Genomic DNA, 26,092 nt, shown 5'->3' with positions numbered 1-26,092 from the left:
GCGCCGCAGCGAGGCGGTGCTCCGCCGGACCATGGCTCGCCATACCGTTGGACCTCATCCCGCCTGCCCCCGTCCCGGCCCCGCGTCATCTACCGGCCAGCGGATCTGGACCGTCAGGCCGCCCTCCTCCCCGGGCAGAAAGGACAGCGCGGCGTCCTCGCCGAATTGCAGCGCCAGCCGCTGCCGGATGTTCCAGAGCGCGCAGCCGGTCTGCTCGTTGGGCGGCTGCGTCAGCTCCAGCCGGAGCCGCGAGAGCTGCTCCTCGGTCATGCCGACGCCATTGTCCATGACCTGCAGCAGATAGAAGCCGTCCTGCTGCTCCCCCGTAATCTCCAGTCTGCCATCGCTCTCCAGCCGCTCCAGTCCGTGGAGGATCGCATTCTCGGCGAGCGGCTGCAACAGCAGCCGGGGGACTTCCAGATCCAGCATCGCCTCCGGGATGCGGATGCTGTAGGTCAGATGCGGCAGCTGCATGCTCTGGATCTCCAAGTAGCTCTCGATGAGCTGGATCTCCTCACGCAGGGTGGCTGCGGACTTCTCCACGCGGGTCGTGTAGCGGTAATATTTACTCAGATGCATGGCCAGCTCCATAACCGAGTCCCGCTTTCCCAGGCGCGTCATGCTGCGGATCAGCGCGAAGCAGTTGTACAGGAAATGCGGGTTGATCTGCGACTGCAGCTGCTTCAGATTGGCTTCGCGGGTGCGGATCTGCTCGGCATAGACATTGTGGATGAGCTGGTTGATGTCCTCAGCCATCGCGTTGAAGCGCTCGAAGAGAAAAGCAAACTCGTTCTGCGGCTTAGCCTTGATCCGGACCGAGTAATCGCCGGCCCGCAGCTTCTGCACCCCGCGGATGAGCTGATGGATCGGGCGCTGGACGTTGCGGTAGAGCAAGTAGCTGGCGAGGATGCCCATCACCAGCAGCAGCGCCACCGAGCCGTAGAACAGATTGCGCGACTGGGTGATCGGCTGCAGCATCTCCTGAAGCGGTACGTAGTCGACCAGATACCAGTCGAGCGACGCGATCGGCATGACATGGACGAGGTACTCCTTGTCAGCAAGCATCACCCGGCTGCGGTCGAAGGTGCCGGGCTCAAGCCCGGTCATCTGCACCGACAGCTCTTTCATCATCTCCGTATCGGCGGTACGGTTCATGATCATGCCGTCTTCCGGACTGTACAGGAACGGGTCCCCTTTGCCGCCCAGCTTGAAGCTGTCGAGCTCCTTGACCAGGTATTCCCGGGGGAACGACACCTCGACGATGATGCCGGCTGCCTGCGGATTGGCGATCAGGCTCGCGGGCTTGACGATGTGCCGCACGAACCGCTGCTGGGGGTGCTTGTCGATCGTCATCTCCTTGTACTTCCAGGACGGGGTGAGGATCCGCCGCAGCTCCTCCAGGTCAAATACGCTCCGGGGGTTTGTCGAGACAATCTCTCCGAGCTCGGGAGCCATGATGCTGTACTGGGTGTCCCAACGCTCAGCAACGTTGAGCAGCCGCAGCCGCTCGAGGATACGCGATTTCTCTTCGTTGCGTTCATAGGCATTGTCCTCCAGATGGATATGCTGCAAGCCCTGGATATGGATGTCCTCGCTCAAGAGAAAGGCCATGGTGGACAGATTTTCGATGCTGGAGTTGAATTCTTGCGCCAGATAGGCCATGTCCTTGTGCTTCAACGCCTGAATCTCCTTCTCCAGCACGGAAACGCTTACACGGTTGGAGAGGCTGTACAACAGCAGGATCGGGATCAAGAGCAATATGATCATAATTATAATTTTGGCAAAAATATTCATCCGCATCAGCATCCCGCCGTGCCCCCTTCTTCACTAGCTGCCGCAAGCCGCGCGATCGATCAACAAAATGGCATCGTTCCAAAAAAACAGGTCTGTGAGCGCGAAAATCCCATTGATACAATTAATATACAGAATGCAGAGTAAAGTCAACGTAAAAGTACGTGTTCAAAACGTACGGTGTTCAGCACCGAGAAGGCCCTCCGGCAGGAGGAACTGAGGAGCGGAGCGTAGTTAAGGCTACGTGAGCACCGGAAGTTTCGCATGCATTCAAGATTCGATGTCGAATCCGCTTCCTAGAGTTACTTCGTGATCAACAGCGGACTATTGAACTACTTCTAAAAGGAGCCGGTAGAATGGAACACCCTATCAACCCCGCGCCGCCGGCGCAAGCCGGCCGTGCCGCAGCGGATGCAGCTGTCACGGCAACACCGAGCCCAGGCCCGCCGGCCCGACGTGCCGCACGCAGACAACGCGAACGCTGGAGCCTCACCTGGCCGCTGCATCTGATGCTGCTGCCCGCCGTCCTGGTGACGATCGTCTTTGCCTACGTGCCGATGGGCGGACTAGTGATGGCCTTCCAGGATTTCAAGCCGTATGACGGCATCTTCGGCTCGCCATTCGTCGGCCTGGAGCATTTCCGCTTCATGTTCGAGTACCCCGACAGCAAGCAGGTTATCCTGAACACGCTGATCATCGCCGGTCTCAAGATCGTCTTCGGTCTGCTGGTGCCGTTCGGGTTTGCGATTCTGCTCAATGAGATTCGCATGATCCTCTACAAGCGGGTCGTGCAGACGCTCGTCTATCTGCCGCATTTCATCTCATGGGTCATCCTCGGCGCGATCCTCACCGACATGCTCTCCAGCGAAGGCATCGTCAACCGGACGCTGTCGGCGCTAGGTCTGGACCCGGTATTCTGGCTCGGCGACGGCAACTGGTTCCGCTTCACCGTCGTCGTCAGCGACATCTGGCAGAACTTCGGGTTCAATACGATCGTCTTCCTGGCGGCGCTGGCCGGCGTCAACCCTTCCCTCTACGAGGCAGCAGAGGTCGATGGAGCGAACCGGTGGCGGCAGACACTGCACATCACCATGCCGGCCATGATCCCGATCGCCGTTGTCGTCGGCACCCTGTCGCTGGGCAATATTCTCAATGCGGGCTTCGACCAGATCTTCAATCTGTACAACCCGCTGGTCTACGACAAGGGCGACATCATCGACACGTTCGTCTACCGGACCGCGATCCTGAACGGCCAGTACAGCTTTGGTACGGCGGTGGGGATGTTCAAATCGGTCGTCGGGCTGGTCTTGATCGTCATCTCATACCGGCTGGCGGCCCGGTATGCCGGGTATCGGATATTCTGATGCGGGACCCCCGCAAAGTACTTGTGTACGCTTCGAAGCCAACCCCCCACTTTGTGGGGTTATCTTACAGGGAGGGAAGCAGATGTATTACAAATCGTCAGGCTACAAAGTATTCAGCGTCTTCAACTACCTGCTGCTGACCCTGATCTGTCTCTCATGCATCCTGCCGCTGATCCATATCCTGGCTGTCAGCTTCAGCGGCAGCGCACCGGCCAACGCCAATCTGGTCGGCCTGCTGCCGATCGACTTCAACACAGAAGCCTACGCCAAGACGCTCAACAACAGCAATTTCCACCGTGCGCTGCTGGTCGGCGTGCAGCGGACGGTGCTGGGGACGCTTATCGGCATGGGACTGATCGTACTGGCAGCCTACGCCATCTCCAAGGATGCGCACGGCTTCCGCAGCCGCACGCTGTACACCTGGTTTTTTCTGTTCACGATGCTCTTCAGCGGCGGGATCGTGCCGAGCTATATGCTGATCCGCAACCTGGATCTGATGAACACGATGTGGGCGCTCGTACTGCCGGTAGCGGTCAATGTGTTCAACATGGTACTCATGATGAACTTCTTCCGTGCCGTGCCGCGCGAGCTGGAGGAGGCGGCGCTGATGGACGGCGCGGGTCATTTCCGGACGCTGTGGAGCGTCTACCTGCCGATATCGCTGCCGGCGCTGGCGACGATCTCGCTGTTCACGATGGTGTTTCACTGGAACTCCTGGTTCGATGGCCTGCTCTACATGACAGATTACCGCAACTATCCGCTGTCGACCTTCCTGCAGACGGTGATCGTCCAGCAGGACTTCAACCAGATCAACGTCGATGTCAACGAGATGAAGAGCCTGTCGCAGCGCACCGTCAAATCGGCGCAGATCTTTATCGGCACGCTGCCGATTCTGCTGGTCTACCCGTTTTTGCAGAAATACTTTGTAAAGGGCATCATCCTCGGGGCGGTCAAGGAATAGGCATCCTGATCGAAAAAAAGGCATAGAGCCAAACAAGCGGGTATGTCGCAGACGCGGGATTTGGCGTTATAGTGAATTCATAAGTCAAAGCTTAAATATGGCATTGAAAGAAAATCATGGGATGGGGGATACAAGAATGAAACGATGGTTGGCAGTTATGCTGGTACTGGTGCTGATCTTCATCGCTGCGTGCAGCAACGGCGGAGATACCGGCGGGACGGAAGGCGGCACGGGCACCGGTCAGGGCCAGGGGACCCAGACAGAGGGTCAGGGCAACAATCAAGGCGAGGCAGGGGACAAAGGCTTCGTGGATGGCAAGTACGATCCGCCGATCACAATCTCGACTGTCGTGGGGCTGGATCAGAACGCGGCAGTGTTCAAGAAAGGCGAGAGTATGGAGGACAACGTCCATACCCGTCTCGTGAAGGAGCGGCTCGGCATCGACCTCAAGTACGACTGGGTCGTCACCAACACCAATGATGCCTACAAAACCAAGCTGCGCCTGATGCTCTCCTCCGGCGAGAAGATGCCGGACGTCGTCCGCTACCGCGGCGACATGGAGACGGTCAATCTGCTGCTGGATTCCGGCCAGTTCATGGCGGTCGACGAGCTGATCGAGCAATATGCGGGCGAGCAGTACAAGGAAGGGCTGGAGCTCGATCCGACGATCTGGTACCCGATCACCCGGGACGGCAAGAAGATGGCGCTGCCGATCCTCGACTATGCCTACAACGGCAACCAGACGCTGTTTATCCGCGAAGACTGGCTGCAGAAGCTGAACCTTGAGGCGCCGACGACACTTGACGAGCTCGAGGTCGTGATGGATGCCTTCGTCAACCAGGATCCGGACGGCAACGGCAAGAAGGATACGCTGGGTCTGGCGACCGGCTTTAAAAACGGCTTCAGCACCTGGATGACGGATATCGGCTTTGTATTTGGCGCTTACGGCATCATCCCTGGCAGCTGGAACCCAGGTGAGGATGGTACACTCGTGAACGGCTCGGTCGATCCCAAAGCGAAGGAAGCGCTGCTGCGGCTGCGGGATTGGATGGCGAAGGGATATATCTCCCAGGACAGCGCGCTCAAGGACGAAGTCGGCGGTTCGGAGTTCTTCACCAAGGGGCAGGCCGGCATCATCGTCGGTCCCAACTGGATCCCGGCCTGGCCGTTGCCCGACCTGGAAGCCAATGTACCGGGTGCGGAGTACAAAGCGTATCCGCTGCCGACGGGGCCTTCGGGCGTGGCCGGTGCTGCGGGCAACAATCCGCCGGTGAACGGCTATCTGTTCATCAACAAAAACGCCGCGCATCCGGAAGCGGTGCTGCATTACTACAATTTCTTCTTCGACAACCTGGCCAATCCGGAGCCGGACAGCGAGTTCGCACTGGGCTTCGCCGAAGGCTACGATTATGCCGTGGCACCGGACGGCACGGTCATCCGCGACAACAACACGGCGAAGGAGCATCCCGATCTGTTCCCGGATGTCGATCTGAACAACTCGTTGCCCAACCCGTTCTTCTATACGCTGACTTATGAAGGAGCGCGGATCCCGACGCTGTATGCGGACAGTATGGTGAAGGCGGCTGAGGGCGGTGAGCTGACGACGCCGTACGAGCAGATGGAGGTCGGCGGCCGCAAGCAGGAGAACATCCATGCGATGAAGGTCATCATGGACCAGCAGGATGTCTACCACAAAAATTACTATATGGGCCCGCTGACGGAGACGATGCAGAGCAAAAACGAGCTGCTGAACAAACTGGTCAACGAAGCCTACAACAAGATTATATATAGTCAGTCTCCGCCGGAGGAGTTCGAAAAAATGACCGACAGCTGGCGGAAATCGGGCGGCGACAAAATCACCGAAGAGGTCAACGCCTGGTACGACGAAGTAAAATAGAGCGAAGTAAATAAAATCCCCCTGCCGGCATCGAGCCGGCAGGGGGATGTTTGCTATGAGCTATGAACGGGATAATTCCGGCATCGGGACTAGGGTGTAGCCTTCCTCTTGCAAATACTCAATCACTGCCGGGAGCGCGTCGATCGTGTTCTGCAGATTGCCCTTGCGGCCGCCAAAGCTGTGCATCAGGATGATGCCGCCGGGCTTGACCGTATCCTTGACGATCTGCAGGATCTCCTCCGGCGCCGTGCCCGCCCAGTCGCGGGTGTCGACGGTCCAGCCGACCAGCTCGCGTCCCGTCTCCTGGAGCACGGCCCGGAGCGGATCGGAGACGGCGCCGTATGGAGCCCGGAAGTATCGGCTGGACTCGCCGAGCACCTCCTGGATAAGCGCGTCGCCTTTCTCGATCTCGTCCAGCAGCGCCGGGCCTTCCAGCTTGGTCAGATTGGCGTGGCCGTAGGTGTGGCTGCCGATGGTATGGCCTTCGTCATGTATCTGCTTCAGGACGTCCGGGTACTTCTCGATCTGGGTGCCGACGACGAAGAACGACGCTTGCACGCCATACTGCTGCAAAATCTCCAGCACTTGCGGCGTATAGCGCGTATCCGGTCCGTCGTCGAAGGTCAGCGCCACCTGCTTGCTGCCCGATGCTGCCGGTTCGCCGGAAGGCGCCTGGGCTTCAGGATCTGCCGGCTCTCCCGCCGGCGGGTCGGAGGAGTCCTCCTGACCTGCTGGCGGAGCTGGTGGAGCGGCGCTCTCCGAATCGTCAGGGGCTGCAGTACTGCCGCCGCCCTCGCCTGCCGGATTGGCTGCCGCGTCACCTGCGCCTTCAGAATCCGGGTTGTCTTCCGGCCTGTCTTCCGGTTCCGTGGACGCTCCGCCTGCTCCGCCGCTGCCGGAGGGAGGGGCTGCCGGCGCGAGCTCGTCGCCGGTGCTGGCAGCCTCACCCGCTGGAGATGCTCCTGCAGCAGGTTGCTGCTGCGCGCCTGCGGTCAGCACGGCGCCGGCCAGAGAGGCCTGATCGCTGGCGGATGTCCGCTCGGCGAGCGCCGAGAACGCCTCCCAGGGAAGGATCAGACTGAGCAGATAGCAGGCGCCGACGATCGCCAGAGCCCATAGCAAGGTTTGGAACACGCGGGGGACAATGATACGTCTTGCCTGGACCAGCTTCGCGATCAATTTACTCGCCTCTTCCTCTGGATGCTGTCGAACGCTGTCAGCGCTCTTCTACATAATCAGACGATTGAAGCGCGAAAAATGTTCAATGAAAATGCGATTTCTAGTGCATACGCAAAAAGTCCGGTTTTCAGCCTCCCTTGATCAAAAGCGGACTAGCTTCGTTCTTCGGGCATCGGCAGGAAGAGCAGGGTGAAAGGCAGATTACTGCCCGCCGAGGGGCTGATCCAGATATCGACAGCCTCCGCCCGATCGCCGGTACGGTAGAGCACACTCGCTTCGCGGGTAGCGCTGCTCATGCCCAGATGGGAGAAGCCGACGACTTCGCCGTTGACCCGGGCAGAGCCGACATACAGGCCGCCGCGCGGGTTGAAGGCAATCACGGTATGCGGCTCGACGCGGTTCAGCCGGAGCTTGTACATGACGCCATAGTTGCCCGAATTGACGGTGGAGCTGCCCATGATGCCGTCCGTACCACGCTGGAAAGGATCCGTCGTATTATCTGTCAGCGGCAGCCGGAGCGGCCGTCCTCCGATGGGCTCATCGTAGCGGAATACCCGGTTGGCCTCTGCGAAGGTGCCGCGAATGATCGATTCCTTCGGGTCGAGCCGGGGCAGGCTGCCCAGGGCATCCAGGGGCTCCCGGTCTTCGGCGATCAGCAGCGACGAATATCTGATCGGGCCGTTCGCCGACACAGAGCCTGTGAAGGTGACGATGTCGCCCGGCGACAGCGCTTTGGCCTGCGTCAGACTGTCAAAGAGCAGCACGCGCTCCCCGGGGGCCAGACGGATCGTCCCGGTGCCGCCGGCCGCTTCAGAGGCCAGATAGCGGCCCAGCGACATCCGTCCGGCAATCTCGGCGTACGGCGTCGGGCCGGCCAGCCCTTCGCCGGTCAGCCGCAGCACAGCCGTCTCCGGACCGGTATTCTCCGCGACCAGATAGAGCTTGGCCCGCTTGTCCATCCGGTTCTTGTGGTGGAGCAGGAAGCGGGCTTCGCCCCGGATGACATCCTCGTACAGTACACCGTCCTCGAAGACGGACTCCGGTCCGCTGCTGCGGAATAGCGTCTGGGACTCTGTCGTATAGCGATAGGGGAGCGCCTCTATCTGCAGTACCGCCAGATTGTCGATCGGCATGTTGCTGCCAGCCGGCGTGTGCCGCAGAGCGAATTCCTCCTGCGTATACAGCATCTCCTCCGTGATGCGGATGACCTTGCTGAACGTGGAGGAAGCGCCGCGGGTGTCGGTGACGACGAGTGTCACGGTCTGCAGGCCCGGCTCAAAAAACGCCGGCTTGTTGTTGTCCCACTTGCGTTCGACGACCACCCCTTGCTCATCCGTGCTCCGGTCGGTGTACCGGACCAGCTCGCCCATCCGGTAGACCTCCTTATCCGTGCTGAACTGGGCGACCGGCGGCACATACGGAGCCTCCACCTCGATGGTAACGGTGTACGGATCGCTCCAGGTCCCCGCAGCATCTTGCACATAGTAGCTGATCGTATATGTACCCGGCACGTCGTAGCTGGGCTGCCAGCCTTCCCATCGTTCGTCCACGATGGCCAGCCCTTGCGGGGAGGTGGCCGAGGGGGTGTAAGTAATCTGCTGACCAGGTGCGATCTTGCGGGCCGACACCTCGAAGGAGGCGACCGGCTTGTCCGCCAGCTGCAGCAGGATCGTCTTGCCTTCTACCGCATAGCGCAGGCCAAGCGCCGAGGTGAGCGAAGTGAGCGGCACCATCAGGTGATTGCGGTCGGCATAGACAGTGCCCCGCATCGTCCGGATCGCCCCATCGACGCTGTAGCTTGCACTGTCTGTACGGTAGCGCAGCTCTCGGCCGCTAACTCGCACGACAGTCTCGCCAGTGCCGGCATCGTAGGCGACCGTACCGCCGAGCCGCTCGGTCAAGAAGCGGATGCCGACGTAGGAGACGCCCTCACGCACGGTTGTTGGTCGGGGCGACGTGTAAGTGCGGCCATGCTGCTGTGCCTGGTCGCTGTTCATGGTCAGGATGAGCCGGGAATCCGGAGTTTGAGCGGAGCCGGAGGACGAGCTGTTCGGTACTCCGGAGGGCTCCGCAGTTTGCGACGCGACCGTTTCGTCGCCTGCGGCTTCGGGAGAAGCGTCCTCTAGGACTGGAGGGGTATGGTCCGCAGCCGTGCCGGACGCGCCGGCAACCAGGTCGGGGGAATCATCGGCTGCGGTATCTGCTCCTGCCCCATTTGCCGCAGAGGAGGGCGTCATAGATGTGCCGTCGGTTTGTTTGGAGCCGCCGCTGCGGTCCATCTGTGACGAGGGGACATCCAAATCGGGCTGTGGCGCGGCATAAGCGCTGCCGGGCGGTGCCCACACCGTGGCAGCTATCAGTGCCGCTAAGGCAGTTTTGTACATGTTGTTCATGAGAGTAGTTACCTCCTGTTGTTGCGAATAGGATAAAGGCTGCCCCGGCTATTTCCAGCTGACGACGAGAACGCCGGCGAGGATGAGCCCGGTGCCGAACCAGCGGTTGGCCGGGATCGCTTCGCCGAGCAGCTGCCAAGCGACGAACAGACCGATGACATAGGCGAGACTCTGCAGCGGATAGGCGCTGCTGAGCGGCAAGCGAGACAGCACAGCCAGCCAGAGCAGGGTCGCCAGTCCGTAGCAGCCGATCCCGAGCAGGATGAGCGGCGAGAGGGCGACCTGGGGCAGATTGTGCCAGCCCAGCCCGCCGGCTTGCGTGAGGCCGAGCTTCCATACGTACTGGCCGGCGACGAGCAGCAATATATTGAGCAGCAGCATCAGATACGTCATGGCTGTTGATCACCAGTGCGCAGGTGCGCTTCCAACTGGCCGTTCTTCTGCTCCTGCAGCGCCAGCGCCTGGGTGAGTACGATGATCCGGCGGGTGAGGGCGGAGACAGCCATCGTCAGATGCAGCATGATGCAGAGCACCGACATCAGGCCCAGCAGGTAGAGCAGCGACGGCGCATAATCGACGCCGAGCCGGTCCGCCAGCAGATCGAGGAGCCCGGGGAAGAGCGACAGCGACATCATGACCAGGCTGAGGATGAGCCAGAGCAGGGCGTATTGCTCCCGCAGCTTGCGGCTGCGGATCAGATAGAGGATGACGCCGAGGAAGCCGGCGCTGATCAGGAAGCTGAGCAGGTACAGATCACCCTTCATAGCGCACCCACCATTTCTCCTTGCGAGTCCGGGCGATCAGGACAGCCAGGATGACCTTGATCATGTAGTAGACCGACTTGCCGGGGGAGATGCTGGACGTGCCGGCGACCCGTGCTTTCATGACGACCGGCACCTCATGGAACGTATAGCCGCAGTTGTCCAGCTGGACCAGCGCCTCCACTTCGGGATAGTCGGTCGGATAGTCGGCGGCGAACAGCCGCAGCGCCCGCTCGCCGCAGATCCGGAAGCCCGAGGTGGGATCGGTGACGCGTCGGCTCAGCAGCCGCGTCAGCAGACGGGCCAGCACTTCGATCCCCAGCCGCCGCAGGAACGTCGATTGAAAGCCCAGCTTCTCCACGAAGCGCGAGCCGACGACCATGTCGCAGCCGGAGGTCTGCAGGGCCTCCAGCATCGCCGCAAAGTCGGCGGGATCATGCTGGCCGTCGCCGTCCATCTGCGCGGCATAGCGATACCCATGGCGGGCAGCGTACTGGTAGCCTGTCTGGACGGCGCCGCCAATGCCTAGATTGCAGGGCAGGTGCAGGACGAAGGCGCCGCTCGATGCTGCCTGCTCGCCGGTAGCATCGGTCGATCCGTCATTGACGACGAGGATGTCGGCGTGCGGGATCTGGCGGCGGATGTTCTCGACGACGCTGCGGATGCCTTCAGCCTCGTTGTAGGCAGGTACAATAATTAGAATCGCGTTACGCATGGCTTTCAGCCTCCTTTACAGTGATCGTGTCTTGACTTGGCATGCGCTGCCGCCATCTCTGCCAAACCGCGACTGCCAGCATGCTGCCAAGGATGATGAGCAGCGGCATCGCCGTGAAGTTGTAGCGGTACTCCGGGACGAAGGCGAGCCGCGTTACGGAGATCGTCCCCAGCAGCACCACGAGCAGCATGGCTGGCTGCCGCCAGCGGCGCAGCATCAGCAGCGCGGAGAGCGCGCCGGCGAAGACGATCGCCAAGTGGACCGGCTGCCGCAGCGGGATGACCGGATAGAGCGGCGAGTGGCCGGAACCGAAGAACATCCTGCCGTAGGTGAATTTGAGTTTGCCGATGGTGTACCACTTCACATATGTCCAGGTGTGCTCGGTAAAGCCGATCCGCAGCCGCTCCTTGGCGACCTCCATCTGCGTCTTCCCCCGCCGGTCCACCAGACCGTCCTCGTAGTTTTTGCCCGGGTAGGTGCCGGCGGCAAAGGGATTGACCTGGGTGGAGGCCACGACGAACTCGCCGAGTGTGGCGACATTGCGGATCACCCAGGGCGAGAGCACCAGCGCGGCGCCCAGCAGAGCGATGAGGCCTGTCCGTGCAGTCTGCAGCATGCGGCCGCTGCGGATGAGCAGCAGCGCATAGCTGGCGCCGAGCAGCACCAAGAATTCGGGGCGGACCAGCACGGTCAGGCCCATCGCAGCCCCTGCGAGCGCATGGATGGTCCAGCGCTGCCTCTCAAAGGCGAGTAGTTGCAGCCAGATGTACAGCAACAGCAGCATGGCGGCAAGGGGCTCGGTCAGAATCGCGCCATTGGCCCATATAAATGGCGGATAGACGGCCATCGCAGCTGCAGTGAGCAGTCCGGCGTGACGTCCCGCCAGCCGGGCGGCAATGGCCCAGCCGAGTCCGATCGAGATCAGGCTGAAACCGACCTGGAGGATGCGGATAAGGGCAAAAGGCTCATAGGCCGTGTATTCGGCCAGTATGTAGACGGCCGCCATGAACAGCGGGTAGCCCGGCGTGACCTGGGCATTGGGCTCGGTGCTTTTGTAAGCGTAGATGCCTTCCTCCAGCAGCTGCCGGACCATCGCGTCATAGTGGATGGTGTCATGCGACACCTGGTGTGAGGTGGAGAATAGAAAATCAAACCGCAGAATGGCTGCAGCGGCTAAGATCACCAGCAGGGTGATGGCCGTTGTTTTGTTCAATCGGGAATACCGTATACGCAATGAAACCATGGGGGAGCTCCTCTCTGTCTGCTCTCTGTCTGTTGCTCGGGGGCTCACGGCCACTTGTCCGAGCGTGTACAGAAAGTATAGAAGAGGAAGCTTAAGGGGGCGGTGCAGGAATGCTTAACATTCTCTTAAGTTCAGCTTAGCATTTTCGGGGCGAGGGGAAAGCGGGATTCGAAGGCGGTTTTCTTGGTGCTGCTGGTCGCTGACACCTTGCCGCCATGCACCTCGACGATGCTCTTGACGATGGCCAGGCCCAGGCCCGTACCGCCGCTCGTGCGGGAGAGGTCGCCGCGGTAGAAGCGGTCGAAGATGAAGGGCAGATCCCGGCCGGGGATCGGGTTGCCATAGTTGATAATCTGCACGATCGCCTCTTCATGGGTCTCTTCGACGACGATATCGACATAGCGGCCTTCACTGCCATAGTTGATGGCATTGGCGATCAGATTCTCAAAGCTGCGTACGAGCAGATTGCCATCCGCCATGATGATGGCTTCACCACCCGCTTGGATCCGGCACGACATGCCTGCTCTGTCCAGGTGAGGGACGAACTCTTCGGCGAGCTGACGGAGAAAGGATACCAGATCGATGCGCTCCAGCTCCAGCGGCAGACCGTTGTTGATGCGGGTATACTCGAACAGGTCGTCGATGAGCGTCTTCAGCTTCCGGGACTTCTCGTAGGCAATCGTGACATAATGCCGCAGCTCCACCTCATCGCGATAGCGGTCGTTCTCGATGACCTCCAGGAAGCCGAGGATGGAGGTGAGCGGCGTCCGCAGATCGTGGGAGACGCCGGTGATCAGGTCGTTTTTGGTCTTCTCGGCCGTACGCTCCTCTTCGATGGAACGATAGAGCTGGTCGGCCATCTCGTTGATGTTCTCGGCCACCCTGGACAGCTCGCCGTAGGCCGGATCGACGGCGATCCGGTGGTCGAAGCGGCCGCCGGCGATCAGGCGCAGACCGTCTGAGATCTCCTCCAGATAATCGCTGAGCCGGGCAGACATAGCGCGGATACTGGCGGCTGTCTGGCCGAGTTCATCTCTGGAGCTCGTCAGCTCGCCGGGCTGCAGCTGCCCGCTGCCGATCCGGCGGACCGCCTTCTCCAGCTCCCGCAGGCGGCCGATCGTGCGATTGCTGAACAGGAAGAACAGCACGAGGAACAGCACAGGACCGACATAATAGACCAGTTGGGAGCCGACTTCGTTTTTGAGATTAGCGAACGGCGTGCGGAACGGCTGGAACTCGATCAGGAAGTTGAAGATGAGGTTGCCCATATAGAGCGTCGCTGCAGTGACACCGGCGCTAGCTGCGACGTAGAAAAGAAATTTCCATCTTATCGTATAGAGCCAATCTTGGAACATCGGGGGCTCAGGCCTCCTTTCTCGAGTCAGGATGGGTCGATCTTGTAGCCGATTCCCCAGACGGTCTTGATGTAATGCGGCTTTTGGGGATCGCGCTCGATCTTCTCGCGCAGTTTGCGGATATGCACCATGACGGTATTTTTGGACTCCATAAACGGTTCGTTCCATACGTCCTGATAGATCTTGTCCATGCTGAGCACGATGCCGCGGTTGATGCCCAGCAGCTTCAAGATGGCAAATTCGCGGGGCGTCAGCTTGACCTCCTGCCCATCCACCGTGACGGTATGCGTGGCGACATTGATCGTCATGTCGTCGATCTCGATGACGCTGGCATCGGCAGGGCGACGGTTATTAAACGATTTGTAGCGCCGCAGATGGGACTTCACGCGGGCCATCAGCTCCAGCGGATTGAACGGCTTGGTGACGTAGTCGTCGGCGCCGATGCTCAGCCCCGAGATTTTATCGATGTCCTGGCTTTTGGCGGAGAGGAAGATGATCGGCACCTCGCTGTGCTCGCGGATTTTAATGCACGTCTCCATGCCGTCCATCTCCGGCATCATGATGTCCATGATGATCAGGTCGACTTCTTGAAGCTTGAGCTGCTCCAGCGCTTCTCTTCCATTAGAGGCCTTGAGCAGCTGGTAGCCTTCATTATTAAAGTAGATTTCCATAAGTTTTATGATTTCCTTCTCGTCGTCGACGAGCAGGATCGTTCCCCGGTCTGCCATGCGCTATCGTACCTCCTGCAAACTTGTGACCAAAAAGATAGATGTAAGGCCAATATAGCATATTCCGCGCGGGGCAGGTGCTTAAGATCTTCTTAACAATTTTTGCTGTCCTCTCGGCGTTCCAATCTTGGCAGGGGGAGTTTAGAAATTGATAGATATATTTACCGGTTCTGTGATAAAATTTTCCTATAAAATGCATCTAAGAAAAGGGTGGATCATGTGCGGAAAATAGTAAGTATGCTGCTATGTCTGGCATTGCTGGCAGGGATCCTGCCGGTATACGCTGCGCAGGCCAGCGAGCCGGGGACAGGCGTGCCCGGACTCAAGCAGGTGCAGGTACTCAATAGTTGCGAGATTATGTTGGTGTTTGACAGGGGCATCACGTATAACGGAGGAGATGGGGGCTACCCGGGAGAGCTGCCTTGCTCACCGTCTGCGGAGGAGAGCGAATCCCCGGAAGGGATTACGGTTGCCGTACCCGGCGGGGATGCGCTTGATCTCGCGACCGTCGTTAATTGGGGAGACAGCTTGCTGCTCGTGCTGGACCAGCCGTTGGCTGACCAGGACCTGCTCGACATCACCATCCTACCGGGTGTGATTACATTCGAGGAAAGTGACGAGACGTTCGAGCTGACCGCATACCGGGTCATGACGCCGCTGGGTACGCTCGGCTTGATGACTCAGCTTGACCCGCAGCGCACAGGTTTCCACGTCGGCCATGCCGTCCAGTATATGCGCGGCCCGGGGGCTGGATCCGTAGCTGGAGCGGCGGGACTGGACCATCAGGACGCCAGCTTCCTGCTGTCTCTCGTCGAGGTGGGGCCAGTCGACCGGGAGGAGCTGGGCGCGTGGATCGAGCGGGCGCAGGGGGCGCTGGCGAGCGGGGATGGGTACCCGGAAGAGGCGCGGGGGCAGTTGGAGACGGAGCTGACTCTGGCAGACCAGGCGTATGACGCTGCAGTCGTCACGCATCGGGAGATAAGGAACCGGACAGTGGCACTGGAGCGGGCCGTGGCTGCGTTTGTGAGCAGCTATGAGGAGCCGGAGCAGGAATTTGGCGCGGAGATTGCCAGTTTTAATTTAGATGGTCCGATTTATGGATTTAATATTGCATTCAACAAACCGGTTGCGGCAAATTCACAAGAGCTCGCCGACGGAGTCATTGATCGCGTAGAGCTTTTCTATGGCGACGAAGAAGAGCCCGTTACCCACTTCGGTGCAGATTGGGAACAATCATGGATCCACATTGGCAGTGTTCTGAGACTGCATCTTGATGGAGGTTTTCCTTCGATGGTCTGGGTGGATGAAGGACCTCCGATGGAATTGGATCGGGTCAAAGTGTACTTCGTAGAGGGCCAGCCTGTATCTGTGTCGGGAGCCGTCTACCCGGCGGGTGTCCCGGTGGTTGGTCACTATGGATCTTGGTGGCCGGAGGAGCCGGAAGTGCCATTGTACGTCATCGCGGGGGCGCCTACCTATATAGACTCCATGATGCACTCGTTCAGAGTGGAGTTCTCCGAGCCGCTTGGCTCAATTGGCGATCTGGTAAGCCATGTCAGGGTGTATTATGACATTGAAGTGTACGACACGTATGAAGGGGAGCAGCTGGCGTTCAGCGATTTTGAGGATGCGCCGGATCAGCGGTTTGAGATCTCTCTGCTGAGCGAGTCCCTTCCCGACCTGACGGAGGTTAGGGAGGTTCGCGTTTACTTCTCGGATGAAGTGCAAACCGAGGACGGGAGAGGATTTAGCGAAGAATATGCGATCTTCCGCCCGGTAGACATCGAGCTGTATCCGGAAGAATACGAGCAAATGGGCGCAGTCTACGTGCCGGAATATACGATGGGGTGGGACCTGCTGCGCTTCCTCAGTCTGCATGGTTATGAAGGTCTGGAGATTAGAAATGGAGCTGCCGGTGTCCCACCTCCAACTATTATTTCGTCCGGCATGACGCTGTGGGATTACGAAAAGCCGGTACTGGATATCCGGGTCCATCGGCTCTACCAAGGTAGTGAGCCGCCGGCAGCCAGCTTCCGGAACACGGATGGCATCGACCGGATCAAGCAGGCGTACGATTGGCAATACTACGACCGCCGGGACGGCGGCCACTTCTGGGATGAGTGGGAAGCTCTAGCCCTCGTTGCCGATGAGGCGGCATTCCGCAGCGCCATAGAAGATGAGGAGGTGGAGCGGGTACTGCTGCTGGACGATTTGGACCTCGCCGCCAGCTTCACATTCCCGAATCGGGACCTGTGGCTGGGCGGGGAGGGAAGACTGCTGACGATTCCCGGCATTGAGAATTATCTGTCGTCGTCGCATTCGGTGGATTCAGCGCTCACTGTCATCGACACCAGTCTGGAGGCGCCGCCGGAGGTGGCGTATCTGCCGGAGTTTGCGGTGCTGTATGAGAACTGGAGTATCCAGATTGGATTTGATGAGCCTCTCACAGGTGTACAGCAATCGACATGGCTGCCGCAGATCGAGGATGCATTTATCGCCGGGTTTCAGCTGCAGCAGCAAGGTGACATCACAGTGAGCATGTACCAAGGGAATGACAGCATCGTAACGATAACTAACATTAGTGGCCGTACGCTGGACTTCTCGGCAGCGAAGATTTATCTGCGCAGCGAAAGTCAACATCCTTTTGTTCGGCAAGTAAAAATATTCGATCCTAATCCGCTGCATGCAGTACTCAGCTTGAGTGAGGAAGCGGAGCAGGGCACGACTCGGCTGGAGATCGCCTTCAATCAGCAGCTGAGCGGGCCCACGTTAGACCTTGAGCCGGAGGCCCTTATCCGGGAGCTGAGCTATTGGGACGACGCCCAGATCTTCCTGCAGGATCGGATTACGGATGCCGAATGGACGCTGGAAGCCGATAGGTCGGTGCTTGCACTGACGATTGGAGACTACGAATACGACTCCGCAGGGCAGCATAATCTGATGATTCAATTCCAGGATGGCGCCATTCGCAATATCGAGGGCGACACCCTGCGTCCGGGCCGCTGGTTCTCTCTGTTACCAACATCTTAATAACGGCAAGACAAAGACCATCTTCCTGTTGGAGATGGTCTTTGTCTTGTCCAAGCACGATGCCGATTTTATACTTCTGCGACTGATGGAATTATTAAGATGCGCGCTACATCATCGGGTCCCAGCTTTGTCTGCATGCGCTTCGCTCATCGCCCAGCCCGTGCAGCAGAGGACACAGCAGCAGTTATTTCGAACCTTGGCGTGTTTCTTGCTGCGTTTGCGGACAGAGGATACGCTATTGGCCATGAAATAGCGGATAACGGCCAAGAAATTAGCATTTAACGGATCGTGTGTCCGTCAACCCAACTTCCAACTAGGAGTTGTCTGAGATAGGCGCTATCCTGTCCGCTTGCGCCTGGCAGGCTGGCGGCAAAGCACCTTACCGCAGCTGGCTCGGCCACAGGACGAGACTTTTGCCATCGCGCTCGGCGCCCAGGGCGAGCAGGAGCTCGGCGCCTGCGCTGCCCGCGATCGGCCCGCCGTTCCAGAGCTCAACCTTCACCTTGCTCAGCGGCTGCTGCTGGAGGATCGCGCGGAACAGCTGGACCAGGTCCTCTCGAGAGAGTTCCGGCAGCTCGGCGGCTGGCTGCTGTTTAGCGCGGGGGCGAGCAGGGTGACTTGCCGGCGCATTCACGGGGCTGCTCTGACTGCCAGGGCTCTGTGCCGCCTGGCTATCCTCCAGGCCGCGGGCACGAATGGCCGCTGCCTTACTCGAAGCTCCGTTCCTTCTCTGGCTCGCAGATTGTCTCGCACCACTCGCATCCGCGCTCGGATCCCCGCGTCCATCCCCATTCACACCCCCGCTCTTTCCGGTCGCTTTCTCGCCTGCACCTGTGTCAGCCCGCACCTCTGCGTCTTCACGTTCACCTGCACGGGCACCTTCACCACCCTCGTCTGCTGTGGCTGTGCCGGGCTCCCGCAGCCGGATCCGCCGGCCGTTGTTCTCGACCCAGGCGATCCACCGCTCCCCCTTGAGCACCAAGTAGTTGCCGCTCTTGCGAGCGTAGCTGACTCCCCGCTCGGCAGGCCAATCTGCGATCAGGCCGAACGGATTGGCGGGGTCCACGGCGGAGAGGACGATGAGCTCGTCATCCTGCTGCTGCAGGGGGCGGCGTATCGCCGCCATCAGCTCCCGGGTCGTGAACTGCATCGCCTGCTTGTCGCGGATGAACAGGCCGCGGGAGACCGCGCCCCACTCCTCGAGCTGCCGCATGACCGGGAGCAGGCGATCCCAATCGAAGGGCGATACGCTGCTCACGAGCTCCCGGGTCAGGATGCCGTGACTCTGCAGGAGATGATGCACCCACTGCAGCGCGGCGCCCTGCAGGCTATCTGTCCGGCGCTCGCCGGCAGCACCCCGGAGTCCATCCGCCCTATGCTTGTTGGGGACCACGCCCCGGAGGCTATCCGCCAGCTGCCCATTGGAGACGGCACCCCGGAGTCCATCAGCCGGATGACCGCCTGCGGCCTCACCGCCAAGGCCACCCGTCATCAGGCTGCGGAGGGACGGTGCGTCTGACCCTGGGGGATCCGGCTGCCCATCCCGTTCCGCCGGCTGCTCGTCCGCCTCGTCCTCCGACCACTCATCCTCCAGCAGCGAGCCGGTCCAATACCACCGGCCTTGTCCCGTCCCTTGCTTGCCCAGCCCCTTGGAGCGTCTGCCGCCGTGCAGCCGAAGCGGGGCGAACTGGTCATTGGCGACGTGCCCTTCCCAGACGAGCTCCAGCAGCTGCTCCAGGAGCTCTGACGGCGGCAGGCCGAATTCCCGGGACAGCCGGGTGATGAAGCTGGCTCCGAGACGGCGAACGCTAGCCAACAGCTCGGGATGCTTGCTGCTCTCCGGCGCGGGCAGCTGCTTCAGGTAGGGACCGTACAGTGCTTTGGCCTCGGCCAGGAAGAAGGCGACTTTGCCTTCCTTCTCATCCCCCTCCCGTCGGCCGATCCAGATGATCTCGCCGGAGGCGCAGAGCAGATCCAGCGTCTCCCGGCGGTAGTCGTGCAGCCGCGAGGGGAGGATGATGGATTCCCAATGCGATAGCGGCAGGAAGAAGCCTTGCAGCTGCCCGATGACGGTACGCAAGCCCTCGCTGCCGCTCAGTCGGGCGCTCTGGGTCACATGCTGCATCCTCGCGATTTGTCCGCACCAGCGCTCGGGACTGGCCGGCTCGCCCTGCCGTCTGGCCGACTGGATCGACAACCGTACGATGCGCGAGGCGACCTTGCGACTGCTCCACAGCGGCTCGTCCGGGTCTGCGGCGAACGGAGCCTGCTCGATCTTGTCCTGCAGCACCAGCTCTTCGACCACCTGCTCCGCTTCGCTGTCCGACAGGGCAGGGTAACGATCCTGCAGCTCTTCCCGGGTAAAGGCCATGCGGTACTCCGCGAACCGGCCCGCAATCAGGGCTACAGAGGCTGGCGTCGCAGGGAACTGCTCATAGAGCTCCTGCTCGTCGGCGCATACCCAGCGTTCCTCTGCGCCGAAGGCCCGGCGCAGGGCAAGCCGCGAACGCTCCAGCTCCTGGAGCCAGCCTGCTGTCTCCGCGCCTGCCAGCCGCTGGAGCTCGCTCAGGGAAGCGTCGCCGCGCCGCTTGAGGAGGCCCAGCAGCTCGCCTGCGTCGCGCGGAGTCTGAGCCGGCTCGGCCAGCCGCTGCCGCTCGCGCTCGATCACCTCGGGGTCGAGCGCCTGCTGCAGCGTCTCCTGCCCGAACAGCCGCCCGGCCCATTCCTTGCTGACCTGCATCAGCTGCAGCTGTACAGCCGGATCCAGCCCCTCGCCCTCGTACAGCTGCATGCTGGCATAGTCCTCGACGAAGCGGGCGGCCAACGGCGAGGGACGGCGGGTCTCGCAGATCTCCACGGCAATCTCACCGCTCTGGATCCGCTCGAGCTGCTGCTTGAGGGTATCGAGATCCAGGTAAACATGCAGACACTCCTGCATCGCTTCCTGCAGATAGGGGAACTGCTCGGCGTAAGGCAGCGATTCCTTCAGCAGCTCCTCGCTGCGCAGCCTTTTTTGCCACATCGGGGTGCGCTTGAAGCTGCGGGAGAGCAGCAGCGACGTCTCGGCGATCCGCCGGAAGGCGATGGCGAGCAGCGGCGATCCCGGAATCGCCGTCAGCAGCAGCTCTTCCAGGCTGTCCGGCGTCACCTGCCAGAACAGCTCCAGCCAGGAGCTGTCCCACTCGGGCAGGACAAACTCGATGCCGCTGTCCTTGGCATTGCCGTAGATCCGGTAGGGGAGCACTTGCTGCATCTGTCGCTCCAGCGCCAGCTGCCAGGTGCGGTTGACCCTTCGGCCCCAATGATTGTGCAGGATGACATGCGTCTTGCCCTGCAGGTCCTGATAACGCTCGATGACGAGACAGGTGTCGGTGGGCAGCGGCGTCACGGCGGCTTGGGAACGGATGAGCTCGATCAGCCGGTCGCCGGACCGCCCATCCATGCCATAATCGTCGGACAGCCAGTTCATGACCTGCTCAGGCATGCCTGCGTCTGCAGGATCCCGCTCAAGGCGCTCCAAGAGCTCAGCCAGGAAGCGGCCGAGCGCCTCGCCTAGCTCGTAGGAACGGCCACCCGCTTCATTGCGCCAGAAAGGGATCTCGCTGAAGGCATTGGCCGTCTCGGCCACATACACGCGGTCCTGGCGGATCTCGCGGATCATCCAGGAGCTCGTGCCGAGCTGGAAGACGTCGCCGACACGGCTCTCGTGGACGAACTCTTCGTCCAGCTCACCCAGATGTGCCCGGCTATCGGCGTGGTGGACCGGGTACCCGGAGCTCTGAGGGATCGTGCCGGCGCCGGTGAGGGCGGCCATCGCCGTGCTGCGGAGCTTCGTCAGACGATCCTGTCCCTTGTCCCACTGGAGGAGCGGCCGGGCGAAGGGATAGAAGCCGGAGAGCACCTGCAGCATCGCCTCCAGCCGGGGCTGAGGCAGACTGCGGAAGCTGTCGCTGCGGACGATCAGGCGGTGCAGAGCGGTCAAGGTCCAGTCGTCCATCGCAGCCATCGCGACGCATTGCTGGGACAGTACGTCGATCGGGTCGCGGGGGATCGTGATCGCTTCGATATCCCGCTCGCGGATCATCCGCGAGAGGACGGCGACCTCCGGCAGGCCGCCCGGGTGGCGGGCCAGCAGATAGCCGCGGCTCGGCGCACCTACCTGATGGCCGGCTCTGCCGATCCGCTGGATGCCGGCAGCGGCGCTGAGCGGCGAATCGATCTGGATAACGAGATCGATATGTCCGACGTCGATGCCGAGCTCCAGCGAAGAGGTTGCGATCAGCGCACGGAGCTCGCCGTTCTTGAGCTGCTGCTCGACCTCCAGCCGGCGTTCGCGGGCGAGGCTGCCGTGGTGGGACTTGGCCATCTCATAGCCGACATAGTCATTGAGGCGCAGGGTCAAGCGCTCGCACAGCCTGCGGCTCACCGTGAAGATGAGCACCGAGCGGCAGCCCTCCATCAGCTGGAGGATCCGGTCCATCAGGGGGAACCACACGGACTCGCGGGTCGTCATCGGCAGCCCTTGATCGGGCATCGTCACCTGGACATCGAGCCGCTTCTCCATCGGACTCTCGATGATCGTCACAGGGCGGGGGCGGTACCCGAGCGGGTGCCGGAATGTCTCACTCTCGTCCGAGCTGCTATCCATCAAGGCTGCTCCTCCTGCTGCTTCCCCGTCCGGCTCCCAGCCGCCGAGGAACTGCGCGACCCGCCAGAGCGGACGCTGGGTAGCCGAGACGCCGATCCGCTGGATCGGACGGCCGCAGGCATGGACGAGCCGCTCCAGCGTCAGCGAGAGATGGGAGCCCCGTTTGTCGGAGGCCAGATCGTGGATCTCATCGACGATCACCTGCTCCACAGGTGCCAGCATCTGCCGGCCTTTCTCCGATGTGAGCAGGATGTAGAGCGACTCTGGGGTCGTCACCAGCACGTCTGGTGGCTGCCGCAGCATGGCGGCGCGCTGGCTGCTCTTGGTGTCGCCTGTCCTCACCGCGCTGCGCAGGCCGGGCCACGAGCCGCCGCTGGCGACAGCGGCGGCATCGATCTCTGTCACGAACGATTCGATATGATGATGAATATCGTTGTTGAGCGCCTTGAGCGGCGTGATGTAGACGACACGGACACCTCGCGGGGCGCCACCCCCGGCCAGCTTGGCCCGGACGATCCGGTCGAGACAGGGCAGCAGGGCAGCGAGCGTCTTGCCGGAGCCGGTGGGGGCGGCGATCAGCGTATCCGCTCCGGAGCGGATCGCCCGCCAGGCGTCGACTTGCACGGCTGTCGGCTGCCCGAAGGCAGCGGCGAACCAGTCTGCTAGCACAGGATGGAAGAGCAGGTGCGCTTCATGTGATGAAGATGCCATGGCGAGGCCTCCTTTGTTGATAGCTATATACTCATTGTAGCCGCCAGGCGGGGTTCGTCAAACCCGGATCAGGAGCGAAGGATCTCCTTGTAGACTTCGATGGCGCGGGCCCGGGAGGTCTTCAGATCGACGATCGCATCCGGCTGCGGACGGTGGATTGCCTTGTCATCAAGATCGGCGAGATGAGGCAGCCAGCGGCGGATGTAGGCGCCGTCCGGATCATGCTTGAGCGACTGGCTGGCAGGATTCATGATGCGGAAGTAAGGCGCCGCATCGTAGCCGAGCGAAGAGCTCCAGAGCCAGCCGCCGCGGTTCTGACAGTTGTCGTAATCCGTGAGCTGGCGGCGGAAATACTGCTCTCCGAGCGTGAACGGACAGAGGAGGTTTTTGGTCAGAAACATGGCGTTGATCATCCGCAACCGGTTGTGCATCTCGCCCGTCTCGTTCAGTTCTGTCATCGAAGCGTCGATAATCGGGATGCCGGTACGCGCTTCCTCCCATGCCTGATAATGATGATCGGATAGGGCAGAGAGGTCGTAGCGGGATTCGTAGCGGAAGAAATCTTCGTTAAAAATAGCCTGGTAGAGATAGAAGTCGCGCCATGCCAGCTGCCGCACCCATGTCTCGCCTTCGTCCTTGTCCGATGCCGCCGCATACGCGGCACGGGCGGACAGGGCGCCGCTGTTCAGATACCGGGCGATCCCGCTGGTGCTGTCCTCTCTGGCGTATCGGTCGCGCCGCGAGGCATAGCTGCCGAGACCTTCGCCCTCTGCGAATTCCGCCAGCTGCGACCAGGCATCTTCGGCTTCATCCCGCTGTTCCTGCAGCTGTTGCCGCAGCTCAGAGGGCAGAGAGAAGGAATCCCACCCATCGCCTGTCAGCTCATCCACCGTGTCAAGGTCCGTCAGCTCGGCCGAAGCCTGTGGGCTGGCATACTGCTGCATATACGAGCGCCATTTATTATAGAAAGGGGTGAAGACCTTGTAAGGCTCGCTTCGCCCCGTATAGCTATGAAAGTCTTCGGGATCGGCCAGCGGCAGGTCGTCGATCAGCACCCAGGGTACGCTGCGGCGGTCCGCGATCTCCTGGATCCGCTCATCACGCGAGTTTGCATAGGGCGTGTAGTCGTTGTGGGCGACGATGCCCTTGATGGGATGCGCCTCCAGGAGGGCGTCTATGACCTCCCAGGGAGCCCCGTACAGCAGATGGAGCGTGCGGCCCGCTGTGCGATACTGCGCCTCCAGCCGGGCCGCCTCGCGGAGGAATCGCCGCCCGCTGTGGGCATCCATCCGGCCGTCCCCGAGCAGTCGGGGGTCGAAGATCAGCAGATGGATGCCGGGCATGTCCCGTTTCTTCAGGGCGTCGAACGCCCGCATATCCCGGATACGCAGATCTTTGCGGTGGATAAACAAGTACAATGATGAAACCTCCTCGAGCGGGGGTCGTATAAACCGACATAAGTTGTTCGGCAGAACAGCTTCCCAAATGATAGATACAAGTATAAGCCAATACACCAGCCGGCGGATTCGTAAACACCGGGAAGGTGACCCTGCGGCGCTCATCTGCGTACAAAAAAGCAGCCGTCTGCGGAAGCAAACAGCTGCTGGGAGATGGGTGCGGGTCTAGGGCCGAGCCTGGCCTGTGATCCGCAGTGCAAGTCGGATTGATGAGATCACACCCCGACTTGGCATGGTTAATCGTTTGTACTGGACTAGAGCCCAGCTACGCGGCGCGCGCCCATGTAGCGCGTATCCCAGTAGGCTTCGCTCAGCTTGCTGATGATGACGCCTTTGCTCGAGGAGGCGTGAGCGAACTTGTCGTCGTCTACGACGATGCCGACATGGGATACGCCCTTGCCGCTGGTGTTGAAGTAGACGATATCTCCAGGCTGGAGCTCGTCGCGCTCGACACCTTCGCCATGCTGCGCCTGACCGCCCGAGGTGCGGGGCAGGCTGATATCGAATTGCTTGAACACGTACGCGGTAAAGCCGGAGCAGTCGAAGCCGCTCGTGGTGTTGCCAGCGTACTTGTACGGCGTGCCGATCAACCCGGCGATCACATCCTCCATCTTGGCGAAGGAAGACGCGGATACGGCTCCTGCTGTCAAACTCATGATCAAGACAAGAGCCGCCAATGAGGTCAACACTTTTCTCAAGCAAAAAGCTCCTTCCGTGCCTACGAGGTTAGCTGAGGGTTCGGTTGAAGGCTCCCTATGGTTCCTCCGGTCAGCCTGCGTAGCAGGCGGCCGGGGATCAATTCACCCGGAATGGGTCCCCCGTTTCCTGATGTCAGGAACTCGGCTTTCTATGTAATACATCGACATTCATTTCGAGGCTTTTTTTAGTTTTCCTGCTTTTGTCACATAATGTTCACAATTGAAAGCGATTTCCTAAGCCTTAATTGGCAGTTTTTGTGTGATCGTGGCATGCAAAATTAAAAAGACATAGCAAAAAATCGCCTTCTGCCGGAGCAGAGAGGCGATGGGTACGATCAGCTCTGCTTGGACTGCCAGAGCTTGTATTGCGATGCGAGTGTCCAGACCCTGATCATGGAGCGGATCAGATAGTAGGTCTGGTGGAAGATCAAGGCAAGCAGGCCGGCCCATATAAGCGAGACTGAAGAGGCCGCCAGTCCGATCCCCGCCCCGATCCCCCACATGATCACCGTGATCATAGCGAGCGGCAGGAAGGCGCGGACGGAATGCAAGGTGCTGCCCAGTACTCCTGACCCGGAGGCGACCCCAAACTGCATCGAGAGAAAGAGCAGATGCAGCAGCAAGCCCCAGAGCAGCCAGCCGGCTGCGTAAGGCGCTGCGGCCGTAGCGGCTTCCGTCAGCGAACTGCTGGAGAGCAGCAGCTGCAATCCGGCAGGCAGCAGCCACCAGGCAGGAGCAAGGGTGAGTATGGACTTGATCCAGTAGAGCAGTGTAATCTTCTTCCAGCAGGTCCGGATGCCTTGGAAGAACCGGGTGCCGCTCTCCTCGGTGGCGTGGGTCAAGGAGTAGAGCAAGCCGCTCTGAATCAGCGGCGTAAGCAGCATGCGGAGCAGGATCAGGATGCCGAAGGTGAGGAGATAGGGCTGGATCAGATCGGTCTTGAGCAGCTGGAACTGCGCTTCCATCAAGAAAACTTTTACTGCCTGCTCGGATGGGAGCGTATCGGGATAACGCTTGAGCAGCGGGATGAAGGTGGCTTCGACATAACGATAGAGTCCGAAGCCCCACAGCAGCTGGTACAGGAACAGGAAGATAACGATATAAAAATGCTTGACGGCCAGACGCCAGCCTTGTCGGATATGTTCTTTCATGTTCTGCCTC

17 protein-coding genes and 1 riboswitch are annotated in these 26,092 nt (G+C 60.6%); of the genes, 4 read left to right on the top strand and 13 right to left on the bottom strand.

Annotation, left to right across the window (positions count from 1 at the left end; translation table 11 throughout):
• Positions 1-54: 54 nt before the first annotated feature.
• Positions 55-1,806 carry a histidine kinase gene (locus tag ABC336_RS13180; RefSeq protein ID WP_413239071.1) on the bottom strand — a complete coding sequence of 584 codons (1,752 nt, stop codon included), beginning with the start codon at positions 1,804-1,806 and terminating at the stop codon, positions 55-57.
• Between the two features lie 494 nt (positions 1,807-2,300).
• Between ABC336_RS13180 and ABC336_RS13175 the strand changes: the two genes are divergently transcribed.
• The 3 genes from ABC336_RS13175 to ABC336_RS13165 all read left to right on the top strand — a co-directional run bounded on the left by ABC336_RS13175 (position 2,301) and on the right by ABC336_RS13165 (position 6,013).
• A complete protein-coding gene (locus ABC336_RS13175) occupies positions 2,301-3,155 on the top strand; it encodes an ABC transporter permease (RefSeq protein ID WP_413242508.1) in 855 nt (284 codons plus the stop codon).
• A gap of 82 nt (positions 3,156-3,237) precedes the next feature.
• Positions 3,238-4,116: a carbohydrate ABC transporter permease gene (locus ABC336_RS13170; protein WP_413239070.1), complete on the top strand. Its 879-nt coding sequence runs from the start codon at positions 3,238-3,240 to the stop codon at positions 4,114-4,116.
• Between the two features lie 136 nt (positions 4,117-4,252).
• Positions 4,253-6,013 (top strand): extracellular solute-binding protein, encoded by a 1,761-nt coding sequence (locus tag ABC336_RS13165; protein WP_413239069.1) that lies wholly within the window; start codon positions 4,253-4,255, stop codon positions 6,011-6,013.
• A 60-nt stretch (positions 6,014-6,073) separates the two neighbouring features.
• Here ABC336_RS13165 and ABC336_RS13160 read toward each other — a convergent pair whose 3' ends face one another.
• The 8 genes from ABC336_RS13160 to ABC336_RS13125 form a co-directional block, all read right to left on the bottom strand.
• Entirely contained in the window at positions 6,074-7,192 is a 1,119-nt protein-coding gene (locus ABC336_RS13160) for a polysaccharide deacetylase family protein (RefSeq protein ID WP_413239068.1), read from the bottom strand.
• Between the two features lie 152 nt (positions 7,193-7,344).
• On the bottom strand, positions 7,345-9,585 hold the full coding sequence (locus tag ABC336_RS13155) for a stalk domain-containing protein (protein WP_413239067.1): 2,241 nt from the start codon (positions 9,583-9,585) through the stop codon (positions 7,345-7,347).
• A gap of 48 nt (positions 9,586-9,633) precedes the next feature.
• A complete protein-coding gene (locus ABC336_RS13150) occupies positions 9,634-9,978 on the bottom strand; it encodes an EamA family transporter (RefSeq protein WP_413239066.1) in 345 nt (114 codons plus the stop codon).
• Positions 9,975-10,349 carry a DUF2304 domain-containing protein gene (locus ABC336_RS13145; RefSeq protein ID WP_413239065.1) on the bottom strand — a complete coding sequence of 125 codons (375 nt, stop codon included), beginning with the start codon at positions 10,347-10,349 and terminating at the stop codon, positions 9,975-9,977. Before ABC336_RS13145 ends, ABC336_RS13150 begins: the two co-directional genes overlap by 4 nt.
• Entirely contained in the window at positions 10,339-11,061 is a 723-nt protein-coding gene (locus ABC336_RS13140) for a glycosyltransferase family 2 protein (protein ID WP_413239064.1), read from the bottom strand. The genes ABC336_RS13145 and ABC336_RS13140 overlap by 11 nt, the downstream gene beginning before the upstream one ends.
• Positions 11,054-12,304: an ArnT family glycosyltransferase gene (locus tag ABC336_RS13135; RefSeq protein ID WP_413239063.1), complete on the bottom strand. Its 1,251-nt coding sequence runs from the start codon at positions 12,302-12,304 to the stop codon at positions 11,054-11,056. The genes ABC336_RS13140 and ABC336_RS13135 overlap by 8 nt, the downstream gene beginning before the upstream one ends.
• 131 nt (positions 12,305-12,435) lie before the next feature.
• Entirely contained in the window at positions 12,436-13,659 is a 1,224-nt protein-coding gene (locus tag ABC336_RS13130) for a sensor histidine kinase (RefSeq protein ID WP_413239062.1), read from the bottom strand.
• 26 nt (positions 13,660-13,685) lie between these two features.
• Positions 13,686-14,387: a response regulator transcription factor gene (locus tag ABC336_RS13125; protein ID WP_413239061.1), complete on the bottom strand. Its 702-nt coding sequence runs from the start codon at positions 14,385-14,387 to the stop codon at positions 13,686-13,688.
• Between the two features lie 219 nt (positions 14,388-14,606).
• Here ABC336_RS13125 and ABC336_RS13120 point away from each other — a divergent pair, with 219 nt between their 5' ends.
• A complete protein-coding gene (locus tag ABC336_RS13120) occupies positions 14,607-17,417 on the top strand; it encodes a hypothetical protein (RefSeq protein WP_413239060.1) in 2,811 nt (936 codons plus the stop codon).
• Between the two features lie 379 nt (positions 17,418-17,796).
• Here ABC336_RS13120 and ABC336_RS13115 read toward each other — a convergent pair whose 3' ends face one another.
• From ABC336_RS13115 to ABC336_RS13100, 4 genes are all read right to left on the bottom strand, one after another.
• Positions 17,797-22,776: a DEAD/DEAH box helicase gene (locus ABC336_RS13115; protein ID WP_413239059.1), complete on the bottom strand. Its 4,980-nt coding sequence runs from the start codon at positions 22,774-22,776 to the stop codon at positions 17,797-17,799.
• A 68-nt stretch (positions 22,777-22,844) separates the two neighbouring features.
• Positions 22,845-24,194 carry a cryptochrome/photolyase family protein gene (locus tag ABC336_RS13110; protein ID WP_413239058.1) on the bottom strand — a complete coding sequence of 450 codons (1,350 nt, stop codon included), beginning with the start codon at positions 24,192-24,194 and terminating at the stop codon, positions 22,845-22,847.
• A gap of 293 nt (positions 24,195-24,487) precedes the next feature.
• Complete coding sequence (locus ABC336_RS13105; protein WP_413242507.1) at positions 24,488-24,922, bottom strand: C40 family peptidase; 435 nt, start codon at positions 24,920-24,922, stop codon at positions 24,488-24,490.
• Positions 24,923-24,934: 12 nt separating this feature from the next.
• A riboswitch (cyclic di-AMP (ydaO/yuaA leader) is annotated at positions 24,935-25,088 on the bottom strand.
• Positions 25,089-25,266: 178 nt separating this feature from the next.
• A complete protein-coding gene (locus ABC336_RS13100) occupies positions 25,267-26,082 on the bottom strand; it encodes a hypothetical protein (RefSeq protein WP_413239057.1) in 816 nt (271 codons plus the stop codon).
• Positions 26,083-26,092: the final 10 nt, after the last annotated feature.

It is taken from the genome of Paenibacillus jepli, from assembly GCF_047238105.1.
Taxonomy (GTDB): Bacteria; Bacillota; Bacilli; order Paenibacillales; family Paenibacillaceae; genus Paenibacillus_D.
This window is presented reverse-complemented; position numbering and strand designations above follow the sequence as displayed.